Annotated in this window: 11 protein-coding genes; 6 read left to right on the top strand and 5 right to left on the bottom strand. The window is 37.0% G+C overall.

The window, feature by feature from the left end:
- Nucleotides 1-135: 135 nt before the first annotated feature.
- Nucleotides 136-1,257 (bottom strand): NADH-dependent flavin oxidoreductase, encoded by a 1,122-nt coding sequence (locus BP17_RS02410; protein ID WP_035051325.1) that lies wholly within the window; start codon nt 1,255-1,257, stop codon nt 136-138.
- 182 nt (nt 1,258-1,439) lie between these two features.
- Here BP17_RS02410 and BP17_RS02405 point away from each other — a divergent pair, with 182 nt between their 5' ends.
- Nucleotides 1,440-1,850 (top strand): bis(5'-nucleosyl)-tetraphosphatase, encoded by a 411-nt coding sequence (locus tag BP17_RS02405; RefSeq protein WP_035051324.1) that lies wholly within the window; start codon nt 1,440-1,442, stop codon nt 1,848-1,850.
- 108 nt (nt 1,851-1,958) lie between these two features.
- Here the strand turns inward: BP17_RS02405 and BP17_RS02400 are convergent, their stop codons facing one another.
- On the bottom strand, nt 1,959-2,378 hold the full coding sequence (locus BP17_RS02400; RefSeq protein ID WP_035051323.1) for an Hsp20/alpha crystallin family protein: 420 nt from the start codon (nt 2,376-2,378) through the stop codon (nt 1,959-1,961).
- Between the two features lie 204 nt (nt 2,379-2,582).
- Between BP17_RS02400 and BP17_RS13515 the strand changes: the two genes are divergently transcribed.
- The 4 genes from BP17_RS13515 to BP17_RS13230 all read left to right on the top strand — a co-directional run bounded on the left by BP17_RS13515 (nt 2,583) and on the right by BP17_RS13230 (nt 5,058).
- Nucleotides 2,583-2,759 (top strand): hypothetical protein, encoded by a 177-nt coding sequence (locus BP17_RS13515; protein ID WP_198022500.1) that lies wholly within the window; start codon nt 2,583-2,585, stop codon nt 2,757-2,759.
- A gap of 438 nt (nt 2,760-3,197) precedes the next feature.
- The gene (locus BP17_RS02395; RefSeq protein WP_035051322.1) at nt 3,198-3,524 is read left to right on the top strand and encodes a PadR family transcriptional regulator; all 327 of its coding nucleotides are present in this window, start codon (nt 3,198-3,200) and stop codon (nt 3,522-3,524) included.
- A 5-nt stretch (nt 3,525-3,529) separates the two neighbouring features.
- On the top strand, nt 3,530-4,510 hold the full coding sequence (locus BP17_RS02390) for a permease prefix domain 1-containing protein (RefSeq protein ID WP_035051321.1): 981 nt from the start codon (nt 3,530-3,532) through the stop codon (nt 4,508-4,510).
- A 269-nt stretch (nt 4,511-4,779) separates the two neighbouring features.
- Complete coding sequence (locus BP17_RS13230; protein WP_084676231.1) at nt 4,780-5,058, top strand: hypothetical protein; 279 nt, start codon at nt 4,780-4,782, stop codon at nt 5,056-5,058.
- Between the two features lie 566 nt (nt 5,059-5,624).
- Here BP17_RS13230 and pepF read toward each other — a convergent pair.
- The 3 genes from pepF to BP17_RS02370 form a co-directional block, all read right to left on the bottom strand.
- Nucleotides 5,625-7,436 carry an oligoendopeptidase F gene (gene pepF, locus BP17_RS02380; RefSeq protein WP_035051319.1) on the bottom strand — a complete coding sequence of 604 codons (1,812 nt, stop codon included), beginning with the start codon at nt 7,434-7,436 and terminating at the stop codon, nt 5,625-5,627.
- A 308-nt stretch (nt 7,437-7,744) separates the two neighbouring features.
- The gene (gene pepT / locus BP17_RS02375; RefSeq protein WP_035051317.1) at nt 7,745-8,974 is read right to left on the bottom strand and encodes a peptidase T; all 1,230 of its coding nucleotides are present in this window, start codon (nt 8,972-8,974) and stop codon (nt 7,745-7,747) included.
- A gap of 13 nt (nt 8,975-8,987) precedes the next feature.
- On the bottom strand, nt 8,988-10,655 hold the full coding sequence (locus BP17_RS02370; RefSeq protein ID WP_035051316.1) for a peptide ABC transporter substrate-binding protein: 1,668 nt from the start codon (nt 10,653-10,655) through the stop codon (nt 8,988-8,990).
- Nucleotides 10,656-10,923: 268 nt separating this feature from the next.
- Between BP17_RS02370 and helD the strand changes: the two genes are divergently transcribed.
- Complete coding sequence (gene helD, locus BP17_RS02365; RefSeq protein ID WP_232219589.1) at nt 10,924-13,170, top strand: RNA polymerase recycling motor HelD; 2,247 nt, start codon at nt 10,924-10,926, stop codon at nt 13,168-13,170.
- The last annotated feature ends 103 nt before the right edge of the window (nt 13,171-13,273 follow it).

Raw genomic sequence — 13,273 nt, 5'->3', positions numbered from 1 at the left:
TATCTATTCCTAAAGAATTTTTTTGAGATATCCAAACTATTTGTCCCAAAACAAAAAAACTTCTCACATTTAAGTGAAAAGTCCTTTTTTGGTGTTAGCCTACTGATGCTATCTGGCAAAAATAAACTGCTTTATTTAATCAACGATTGGAAACCAACCTGGTCTGCTTTCGATATACTCCCACATGGCATCTGGCAACATGAGATCTTTACGATACTCTGGTTTGATTTTTTTACGAATAGCTGTTTCGTTTCCTATTTTTACTTTTTGGACCCAATCAGGCTCAACGACTAATTCTCGCCCAAGCGCAACAATCGGTATACCCAACTCCATAGTCTTCAAAGCATCATCCGGTGTGATGATCGATCCTACTGCAATGATTGGAAAATCCTTCCCAACAAGTTCTTGGATGCGTTGAACAACAGGTGTTGCTTCATTTGATTTGCGAACCGACCCTTGAGTCCATGCATTTGTTGAAACATGAATGTAATCCAATCCTTGTTCTTTCAACTTAGCCACCAGCTGCAACGTATCTTCTATAGTAATTCCAGGTTCTTTTATTTCTTCTGGCGAAATACGGTACCCAAAAATGAAAGGTTTTTCAGCATAAGTTTGAATGGCTTTTTTTGCAGCTTGAACGACTGCCAAAGGAAAATTCATGCGTTTTTCAAGTGAGCCGCCCCAGTGATCATCACGACGATTCGAGTGTGGTGAGAAAAATTGTTGGAGCATATAATTGTTAGCTCCATGCAATTCTATGCCATCAAATCCAGCTTGGATCGCTCTTCTAGTCGCTTGTCCAAATGCATCAACTAGTTCAAGTACTTCCGTGTCTGATAAAGATCTTGGTACTTCTGCTCCTTCACTATCAAGAGGTATTGCACTTGCACTAACCGGTTGTTCGCCTCTTAGAGTTCTTTTTGATCCAAGTCGTCCCACATGGAAAATTTGCAAGATAGCTTTTGGACCTTCTTCTTGAATCGTTGCTGCTAGTTTTGACAGACTGTCGATTCGGTTATCTGACGCTGCACTTAATGAACCTGCAAAGCGCCCATTTTCCATCACTTGAGCACATGACGTTACAACTGCTCCTAGACCTGCAACGCGTCTCTTATAATAATTTTTTTCATCCGTTGTAACCATGCCATTTTCAAAAGAAGAATTTGTTGTCATTGGTGCCATAATTAAACGGTTATCAATTTTGACTCCCGATGCAAATGTAAAAGGTTCAAATAATGGATTGTATTTAGGTTTCATCGCTTTTCTCCTACTTTGTTCGTTTATTTTTTGTCTCTTTCATCATCCTTCTAATGATAAAAGAATTACACCCTTTTTTCAACCAATTTCACTTACAATTTGTCAAAAACAATCAGCGCTAACCTTTCAAGCTCACTTTTGGTATACTAGTCAAAAGAATTGATTTATAGGAGGAATTGCTAATGAAGCAAGAAAAATCATGCGGCGCTGTCATTATCACAAAAGAAATAGCTGATCCAAAAGTTCTATTGATCAAACACCACAATGGAGACCACTGGGCTTTCCCAAAAGGTCATACAGAAGGTACTGAAACGGAAGAAGAAACTGCACTACGAGAAATTATGGAAGAAACACAGCTAAACGTTGAACTGGACACTCAGTTTAGACACGTTGTCCGCTATTCTCCATATGAGGGTACAGTGAAAGACGTGATTTATTTTATTGCATATGCTTCTGAACAAGCTATTCATAGACAAGAGGAAGAAGTTCTAGATAGCACATGGTTAAATTTTGAAGAGGCTTTGGCTCTCATTACTTATGAAAACGATCGGACCGTCCTACAAGCAGCCATAGATTACCTAGCTAAAAATTAATTGAATACAGTTCAAAAAGCAGACAGTTAGTCTGTTTTTTGAACTATATTCAAGAAAAAAGATGCTGAGACCTTTGCCTCAACACCTTCCCGTATAATTTTTAGTTGGTTAGTGAATTTCAATTTGTTTAGGAGTCGTTTCGTCTGTAGCTTTTTTAGGGAGTGTTACCTTCAAGATGCCATTTTCAAAATTTGCCACAATATCTTCTTCTTTGACATTCTTTAATAGGAATTGGCGGCTATATGATTTAGTTGACCGCTCTCTGCGAATGTAATTGCCTTCATCATCTTTCTCATCCTTACTTGTCTCTTGAGTTGCCCCAATCGATAAAACATTGTCTTCATATTTCAATTGAATAGCGTCTTTAGCCATACCCGGTAACTCAGCCTCTAAAATGTAAGAGTCTACTTCTTCCCGAATATCTACTTTGAAATTAGCTGTGCTTGGTAATAAGTGGTCAAAAGGATCCTCGAAAAAATTCTTGCCAAAATTCATGAAATCACGTCCTGCTGGAAATAAATCACTCATAATCTCTCCTTCTTTCTCTTTTTTTTTTAGACCTTTTGAGCAAGTATTCTCATTGCTCACGTTTAGTATAATCCGTTTCAAAATCCTAGTCAACGAAGACCATCTATCTTATGTCTTTTCTACTATTATCTTATTCTAATAACTTTTCTCTTTTCTCTTTATTTGATATACTAGCTAGTATATATTGTACTGGAGGTAGTCGTTATGTTAAATATTGTAGGGAAATTTTTGTTGGTTGTTGGACTGATAATCATTATTTTTGGTTACTTTGGACCCGTTAAATCAGGGGACCCGATTATTGGAACGTTATTTATTATCATCGGTTTGGTTATTATAGCTTCGGCTTTTATCATTGGAAAAAATCGGACACCTAGGGTGTGATTTTCTTAAATGCAAATAATTTTTTCGTCAATTCAATGACAGCTTATTCTAAAATTAATAAAGAATGACACCATTTTCCTGAATTAGAAAGGAAAATGGTGTCATTTTTGCATACACTGAGGAAAGCGGTCGGAAATAACGAGCAAGTAAAGGAAGAAAATTTAACTAAGTAAGATGAATCATTCCTTTAAAAAGCAATCTATTTTTTGCAATCAACTAAATATCGATACTATATTAATCGGTTCAATTTATCTGATCTATTACATTAAGAGCCTTTTTTTTATATCTACTTAATCGTTTATAAGATTTAAAGAAACTAATTTTGGTCAATGATTTTTAATGAGCATATACTATTTCAAGTCAGGTTACTTTACCTGTCGTAGTAAAAGAGTTATACTTTAATTACTACGATAGATGAAGTAAAAACGAGGTGATAATTTGATATCAAGTGATGTCATGCGAGGGTTCAATAGCTTGATTCTATTGTCTATTTTAATGAAAGAAGACTCTTATGGCTATCAAATTTCAAACACAATCAAAAAAATGACTAATGGAGAATACGTGATGAAGGAAACCACTCTTTATTCTGCATTCAATCGATTAGAAAAAGGGAATCTTATTCAATCCTATTCTAGTACAGAAACCAATGGAAAGCCTCGCACTTATTATAAAATTACACCTTTAGGCAGAAAAACCTATCAGGATAAAATAAGCGAATGGTTGGATACAAAAAATGTGATGACTAAATTTGTTGAGGAGGAGTAGCACTCATGGATACAATAAAAAAATATGTTGAATCGGTTTTTGTTAATTTGCCTCGGACTACTGAAATGTTACAGCTTAAACAGGACATGCTCACCACCATGGAAGATAAGTACCATCAGTTAAAAAATGAAGGCAAAAGTGAAAATGAAGCGATTGGAACAGTTCTATCTGAATTTGGCAATATCGATGAGATCATTGAAGAGTACAACTTAGAAACTGAATCCGAACACGTTGATAAACATTCCGTTTTGTTATCAGAAAACCAAGTTGACGAGTTTATGCAGCACCGGACAAAATTCGGGTTGGCCATCGCAACTGGTGTTTTCCTTTGTATCTTAGCTCCTGCAATGCTAATTTTATTTCGCGAAATTGCTATGCTAGTTTCTCCTTCTTCAGCAGCCATGGACAGGATCAACTTATTGGCCATCATTCCGCTTTTTCTTTTCGTTGCTATCGCGGTTGGTATCTTCATTGTTTTTGGGCTAAAAGAAGAACAATACGCTTTTGATAAAAAGGTGATTGTACTTGATCCTGTTACGCGTGAGAATTTAAATCGAGAAATGAACGATTTTAAACCTAGTTTTGCAAAAGCCATCGCTTCTGGTGTAATTCTTTGCATTTTAGCCCCGATTTCATTACTACTAGCTGTTGTTTTTTTAGGCGATGATAATGCTTGGTCTGTCATTTTTCTATTGGGATTTGTAGCTGTTGGTGTTTTCTTATTCGTTTTTTATGGCATTCTATACTCAACCTACGAAAAACTGCTTTCACTTGGTGAGTATAAGCCTGAAAAAGTTATTGCCAGTAAACTAACAGATACAATTGCAGGAGTCGTCTTTCCGGTAGCCACGGCTGTTTATTTATTCTTAGGTTTTGTTTACAATGCTTGGGGTACGGCTTGGATTATTTTCCCAATAACCGGCATTCTTTTTGCAGCTTTCTCTTCACTCTACCAAGGTTTTATTGAGACTAAACGAAGAAAGTAAACTTATAATGTCTGTTCGATCAGGTTAAACAAAAATCAACTTGATTGAGCAGTCATTAGTAGTTACCTACTGGTTTTCTAAAATGTGATTTGTCATCTAAATACGTTATTTTTCGAACAAACTTATTACTTCAGCGTTAGACAAATTTGTTTTATTGCCTTTCTTACAAAAATAAGTCATCTTTTAGGAAATCATTGTTATGCAGAATACCGCATTGTATACTTAGAACTGTCGATAATATAGATTAAAAAGAATGGAGTTCTAATTCAATGTATAATACTAAAAAAAATACTCAAAAATGGCCAACTATTTTAGTTTTCCTTTCAATCGTCTTAACCCTTACCTCTATTATTATTCAAAATCAATTTGCATTGTTTAGCTTTCCTATTTTTCTTGGTACTCTCATTGCTGCCATTTTATTTAATAGCTTATCAATGATTTTATCATTAAAAGCCAGAAGCCAAACGTATACGATTATTTTATTGATTCTTAACTTATTGATTATTGCTTTTTTAGGTTTCACTATCTTCACACTCCTAATGGCTTAACTCAATTAAGGTTTTCTTCCTAAAATCTTCACACTTTCTTGTATTCATTGTCACAAATCAGAAAGAAACCATCGTAAATTTTTCATATCTAGCGTCTATACTAAAGACATACCAAACCTATAAACTTTTTCTTTTCTACTTATTTACCCCCATAAATGAGTAATTCATACCCCCTTTTTTAAACCTTTGCGATTTTCGCAAAGGTTTTTTTATTGTAAAGAGAGTTATGTGACGCCACATAGGATTTTTATTGTATTCACGGCGTAGTAGCAGGTTTTTAGTGCTTTACTCCTTCGTGAAACCCGCTTTGACCAAAGAGTGACGACCTCTTTTGATATCACTCTTACGTGAAGAGCGATTTCATAAGGAAGTAGGGCTACATTGCCACGCCACTTCTTCGTGAACCGGCCTTCCATGTAGAAGTGGGCTTTCACCGCTCCTCTCCAATCTAGCGAGAATAGAAAGCCAAAAAACTCATTCTCGCTTTGATGAAAGAAACCATCATAAGTGAGAATGAGTATGCTGCTAGGGATTTGCACTAGCAAGTTCTTCTATTGGTAGTCTAGTTAAATCGTAATTTCCTTAGTCAAGGCAATAATCGTATCAACGGACTCCTCTAAATAATGAATCGTATCGGATAAGGGTTTATCCGTCGTGATGTCGACACCTGCAACTTTAGCAGCTGGAGCTGGACGGTATTGATCTCCTAAAGCTAAGAATTCCAACCATTCTTCTACTGCTGGCTGACCTAATTCTTTGATGCGCAAGAAGGCTTGAGTTGCAATCGTCAATCCCGCAGAGTAGGTGTAAGAATACAGCCCCATATAATAATGGCTTTGACGCATCCAAGTTAATTCCGCTCCTGGATTAATTTCAACAGCCTCTCCCCAGAATTTAGTCAACACAGACCGTTTGATATCACTTAATGTAGCAGCGTCAAAACTTTTGCCTTCATCGATTAGTTGATACACTTCGCGTTGATAAGCTGCTTCCAATAAATGCGTAATAAAGTTATGGAAGTAAGTGTTGGAAATCATATTGGATAAAGCAAACCGTTGTTCACGAGGATCATCACTCTTGCGTCTTAGAGATTCGGTCAATAATAATTCATTGAAAGTTGACGGAGCTTCAATCAAGTAGAGCGACGGTTCTGATCCTAAAAGAGCATTGTTTTCGCCAGAAAGCATACCTTGCCCAGCATGTCCTATTTCATGGATCAATGTGTACACATCGGATAATTGATTGTTCCAAGACATTAGGATGTAAGGGTGTTTGCCATATGGAGACGTACAGAATCCACCGGTTGATTTTCCTTTATTTTGGACAAAATCTACCCAGCGTTCTGGATAAGCTTTCATGACACGGTCTACATAACCTTGTCCTAAAACACTCAATGCATCTGCCACTACTTCTTGTGACTGTTCGACCGTGATTTTTGATGAATAATCAGCATCTAAGTCGATTTTCAAATCAGCGTAGGTCATTTTGTCCAGACCATTAACTTCCTTTACATGGGTGATGTATTTTTGCATAACGGGAGCTAGATCATTCATGATGCGATCAATTTGACGATTGTATAATGTGCGGTCAACTTCTTGATCATACAAAAGATAGTCGATGACTGAATCGAAACCACGCATCGTTGCAATGGTTTTCTCTTTTTGGACTTGTGTATAATAAGCTGCTGCTACAACATTTTGGTAATCGCTAAGGACTGCTGAAAATTTGTCAAATGCTGCACGTCGAATCACTGTATCTGCATGGTACATATACAAGTCTTCATATAGAACAAAACTCAATGGGTATTCTTTTCCAGCTGCATTGAATGTTCCAAAATCCATATCTGCCAAGCGTGCTTGTTCATAAATCGCTTCAGGCGCACCAAGGACCGGAGAAAGTTGAGCCAATGCTTTTTCAACTTTTGGGTCCAATTGAATCGACTTATCCTCTTTTATGTGACGAATAAACGATGCAAATTGAGGTTCTGCTTGTTCAACTTGATCTAAAACAGTGGTATCCGCTGCTTTCAATTCAGAATCAAAAAAGGATAATTGAGCACTAATTTCTGCTAATACGTTGTCCATAGAACGAGACAATTGGGTATTTTCAGGATTGGTCAAATCAGTGGCGGCTGGCAAAAAGGCATAATGATTCGTCCAGTCTGCTGTTTGCATAAGTTCACTGTATTGCTTTAAAGCCGTACAAATCGTTTGGGCATCAGTTAAGTTTCCTTCATAAGTTGCACTGAATCGTTTAACCGCTGCTTTCATATCGGTTACCGCAGTTTCAAAAGCTTCTTTCTTTGGATATAACCCGGTAAGATCCCAGGTTAATGCTTCAGAGACCTCAGATCTATTCTTCAATTCTTCTTGTGTCATTTTATCGAGCTCCTTCACTAGGTTGATTGTGTCAGCTAATTTACTTATCTAGTATAACATGACTGATTTATAGGTTGCTGAACTTCTTCTATCTTGACAAATAAAAAAGGCTCTTTCAAAATGTTGTGGCTACTTTAAAATGAAATTTCTTCTGGAATGGATGTTTTTGCTTGTGGAGCCATTGGACCGCTATAAGCAACCCTATTCCGGAAGAAATTCCAGGTGTGTCATTTAATTTATTTATCAACCTTAAAAGCATAAACAAAAATCAGGCTCATTAAATCTGAGCCTGATTTTTATCCAATTGGTTATTTTTCTGCAGTCATTCGAGCGATCTCAATCACGATTTTAGCCGCCTGTTTCATACCTTCTAATGAAACAAATTCGTACTTGCCGTGTAAATTCTCAGCACCGGTAAAAATATTTGGGGTAGGCAGTCCTTTATGCGAAATAATACTGCCGTCCGTTCCACCTCTAAAGGGTTTCACATCAGGTTCAATACCTAGTGCCCGGTACGCATTTAACGCTAACTCTACAATTGAAAAGTCTTTTTCAATAATGTCGCGCATATTATAATATTGATCGTACAATTTCAAGGTAATCCGTGGTTGATCAAAAGTCTGATTAACTTGATTGACCAATGCTTTAAAATGATTTTTACGTTCTTCAAACACAGCTTTATCATGGTCTCGGATAATATAGGTTGCCTTTACTTCATCAATTGTTCCAACTTGGCTGGACAACATGTAGAAGCCTTCATATTCTTCTGTTTTTTCAGGAACTTCTGCTTGAGGCAATGCTGTTGCGAATTGAGCTGCGACTAATAAAGCATTGACCATACTATTTTTAGCCATTCCAGGATGCACGCTAGTTCCTTTGATCGTTAATTCGGCTTGAGCGGCGTTAAAGGTTTCGTATTCGAATTTGCCAACTCTTCCGCTATCCAAGGTGTAGGCAAATTCAGCTTGGAAATGATCGACATCAAATAATAAGGCTCCTCTACCAATTTCCTCATCTGGCCCAAAAGCGATGCGTATTTTCCCATGTGGAAGTTCTGGATGCTGGATAAATTCTTCCATTGCTGTCACAATTGAGGCCATTCCAGCTTTATCATCTGCTCCCAACAAGGTTGTCCCATCTGTTGTGATTACCGTTTGCCCAATGTAATTAGCCAGTTGTGGAAATTCAACGTTGGTCATTACAATACCCAATTCTTCGTTCAGCACGATATCGTTGCCAGTATAATTTGGATGGATCTGAGGTTGGATATTTTCTGCATTGAAATCGGCTGTATCGATATGAGCGATGAAGCCAATGATAGGAACTTCGTGAGTCAGATTGCTTGGTAAGGTGGCTGTCACGAATCCATTAGCTTCATTGTATTCGACTTCTGCCAACCCTATTTCTTTTAACTCTTCAGCTAACATTAAAGCAAATTCAACTTGTGTATCTGTTGTTGGAACAGTCTGACTGCTCATGTCGGAGCGTGTATTGACTTTGGCATATGTTACAAATCGTTCAAGTAAGTGTTCATCCATTTTTCACATTCTCCTATTCTGCTACATAAGCATTGCGGTAATCGTAACGATAACTGACAGAATGAACTTCTACGCCTTTAAGATTTGGATTGCGCAAATGCACTTCTGCAGTATGGTATAAAGGAATGAACCCTTTTTCATTCAACATAACGGCTTGAGCATCTAGCATATTTTCCCAACGAGCTTCTGGATCATTTGCATTCACCGTTTCGGCATCATTCAATAGTTGATCCACTTCTTCATTTTTATAAGGACCGTTATTGAACGTGGTTTCACTATTCATGATGTCCAATAAATTGATAGCATCTGGTAAAATGGCTCCCCATCCGCCTAAAATCATATCAAAATCACCTGATTGCCCTTTTTCGATTCGATTATTTTTAGGTACATTGCTCAAATTAACGGTTAGACCATCTAAATTATTTTGCAATTCACCTTGAATATATTGTCCGACCAACTTACTCGTTTCATCGTCATCCCCAAGCAAATCGAACTCGATAGTCTCTACTCCCAACTCTTCTTTTGCTTCCTCAAAGAGCTGTTTGGCATTTTCTATATCGTATGTTAAAAACTCACCTGCATCATCTGCAAAATCATTTTCAGTAACCGGATTCGTTACAAAATCATGCGGAACAAAAGCTATTGCTGGGAGAGAACCATTACCTAAGATCGTATTCGCTAATTCTTCACGATTTAATACCAGAGAGAAAGCTTCTCTCAATTTGGCATTAGAAAACATAGGTACATCGGTGTAATTAAATTGCAGAAAATTGGTACGTGCTTCTGGCTCAACTATGTAAGCTTCATGGTCGACATATTGCTTGGCAATTTCGCCTGAAAGAATGGCATCATCTAATCCACCTGATTCAAAGAGATTAAGTGCCGTTGAGACTTCTTTGATGACTTGAACGTCTATCGTATTTAATGTGATATTTTCCGCATCCCAATAATCTTCATTTTTCTCATAACTCCATGCTTGATTCGTCCCATCCCAACCCGTTAAAACAAACGGTCCATTATATAACGTCGTATCGCTACTCGTACCATAATCTGAGCCCGTCTCTTCTACAAAAGCTTGATTTTGAGGGAAAAATGGCAGAAAGGCTACTTCACCTAGAAAGTAAGATACCGGTACATTCAATTGCACGGTAAATTCATAATCTCCGACAGCTTCCACACCTAATTCTTCTGGTGTCCGTTCCCCATTGATGATTTCTTCTGCATTTACAATAGAGGTGAACATATACGCATAAGGAGCAGCCTTTTCAGGGTTCACAGCTTGTCTCCAAGCGTAAACAAAATCTTGTGCTGTAACCGGTTCTCCATTTGACCATGTGGCGTCTTCTCTTAGTTTAAAAGTGTACGTTAATCCATCTTCCGAAACAATTGTTTCTTCTGCGAGAGCTGCAACAGGCTGATTGTTTTCATCTAATCGATAAAGGCCTTCTAAATATTGACTCATCGCAGTATTTGTTCCAATATCTGATACTAGCAATGTATCACCTGTGGACAATTCATTTAGGACGCCAACAGAAATACTTTGGTCTGCTGCAAGATTTTCTCCATTAGGTGATTCTGTACCGGTTGATTCTGTCTCATTGCTAGACCCACTACATGCTGCAAGTATGGCCGCTGTTAACGTAAGACCTACAGATAATACTCCTTTTTTATTGATTCTCATGAATAGACCCCCCATAAATTAAATTAGAGTCATCTTACCACAACACACTCCAGATTTTAACTATTTTATCATCTTTTACTCATTTAAATTCAATTTAGCTGAATTGACTGCTTAACAAGTGTCTAATTTTCAGTCATAATATTTCTTTGAAACAGAAATAATCACTTTTCTAGTAATCAAACTATTTCGGTGGTATACTGCTAGTTGCGTTTAAAATGAGGTGAACGATCCCTCTTTACTTTTCAGCTTTTGAAAGGAGCTTATTTCATTGAAAGACAGTTTATCTATGGAACAACAGCGTGTCCAAGACGTTGTTAAACAAATTCAATCTGAACTAAACCAATTAAAAGAGACAGTAACGCACGACAGTGCTGAACAAAAAAAACGGTTAAAAGAATCCGGCGAAATTAAAATCAATCAAGGTTCAAGCGAAAGTATGTGGGAATCAGCCGGAGAACTACGCTTAATCGAACAAGATCTAATGATTCGCAGCAAAACACTTTTGAAAAATCAAAATCGCGTCATGGCTTTAGAAAAGATGGTAGACGATCCTTATTTTGGACGAATCGATTATGAAGATGAATTCGGACAAGAAACGATTTATATTGGGATCAGTTCTGTATTTGATGAATACGACAATTTAGTCGTCGATTGGCGCTCTCCCATTGCTTCACTTTATTATGAAGGCAATGTAGGCGACACGATCTCATTAAAAATTGGGGAAGAAAAATTAGCCTTGTTGATTGAATTGAAACGTCAATTTTTAATTCGCCAAGCAAAAATCATCCAACTATTGGATACCGATAACGTTATGGGCGATCCTTACTTGCTTGAAGCCTTAGAAGACCGTTCCACTTACCAAATGGGCGCTGTTATTTCGACGCTGCAAAAACAACAAAATCAAATCGTACGGGACACTTCTGCAAAAATCACTTTGATCGAAGGGGTTGCAGGATCTGGAAAAACCGTTGTCCTAATGCAAAAAATCGCTTACCTGCTTTATACGTTCAGAGATCAGTTAAAAGCATCTGAAATCATTTTATTCTCACCTAATAAAATTTTCCAAACGTATATCTCTCAAGTTTTACCTGAATTAGGTGAACTGAATGTAACCAGTCATACTTTCCCTGAATTTATGAATCAACGAGTTCCAAAATTTGCTCTTATTTCCAATCAAGATGAAGAGTTGTCTAACGTTACTTTGTTAAAAGGCAGTCTGCAATTTTCAGAGGCGTTGAAAGACTATACTGATCGATTAAAATCGGACTACATGCGTTTTTCTTCTTTATCTTTTCAAGATGAAATCATCATTTCAAAAGAGGAGATCAAAGAGTTGTTTTACAGCATCGAAAGCGAAGGTACGTTAGCCAGTAAATTAGCGTTTCTGCAAACCTTGCTGCTTCAAAAAATCGACTATTTCAAGCAAACGCAACGAACCGCTAATTGGGTCGAAGATGTTCTGCTTTCAATGTCTGACAGTGAGTTACGCCTACATGAAAGTGAATCGAAAAATGAGCAAAAAGCTGAGGAAACCCTGATTGATTCAATCATAGAAACGGCTTATGCACCAGTTATTAAACGAATAAAGAGATTAACGTTTATTCGTTACCAACATCAGTACATTCATTTCTTAAAAGCTGTGCCGAAGTTGCTTTCTCTAGCAGAATTTTCAATTGATGAAGACATGTGGACGGAGCATATTCAACAAGTTGTAACGAACATGGCTCATAAGCAATTGGTATTAGAAGACATTGATGCCTTTTACAGCCTATTCCAATTGATGCATGGACCCATCAGCAGTACAAAATATAAATACATTTGTTTAGATGAAGTACAAGATTTTTCTCCCTTCCAATTGCAAATGCTAAAAGATTTTTACCCGACCGCCTACTTTGTTCTAAGCGGCGATTTAAACCAAAATATTTTGATGAAACGAATTTCATTTAACGATTTAGATACCATTTTTACTGGGAATTCTTTTCAACGTTACCAGTTGCTAACGAGTTACCGTTCGACAAATGAAATCATCCAATTTTCAAATCGTTTTTTAGAAGAAAATGTTGCAACAGAACCTAATTTTCGTAAAGGAAAAAAACCAGAATTGATTTTAACTGGTAAGAACAATCATTATTTGGACTATATAAAAACAAAAGTTGCTGAAAACGAAAAAGCTGGTTTCCGCACAGCCTTTATCGGTAAAAATTATGCAGAAGCAGAGCATTTTTATCAAGAGTTAACAACTGCGGGTATTGAAAGCAATTTAGTACTGAAAGACACTGACAACAGCCATCATTCAGTTATTGTTATTCCTGTCCAATTAGCTAAAGGATTAGAATTTGACAGTGTATTTGCCCTTTTCCACTATTCGGCTCCCACTTCTTCTAATGACTTATCGACTGCTTATACCATTTGCAGCCGAGCTATGCATGAGTTGAATTTCATTGCATCTGACGCCAAAGATTCATTGGTCAGTCGCCTTGAACCAATTGATTATCAATTAGTTGAATTAAATTAAAGCAAAAAAGAGAGGATAAAAAGCAGCTGCTTTTTATCCTCTCTTTTTGATTTTCTGATTTAATTAGTTCAAAGTCATTTGGTGTAGAAGCTTCAAAAATATT

The sequence above is a fragment of the Carnobacterium pleistocenium FTR1 genome, from assembly GCF_000744285.1.
In the GTDB taxonomy this organism is placed as follows: domain Bacteria; phylum Bacillota; class Bacilli; order Lactobacillales; family Carnobacteriaceae; genus Carnobacterium_B; species Carnobacterium_B pleistocenium.
The sequence above is the reverse complement of the archived record's forward strand: the minus strand, read 5'-3'. Positions and strand labels throughout refer to the sequence as shown.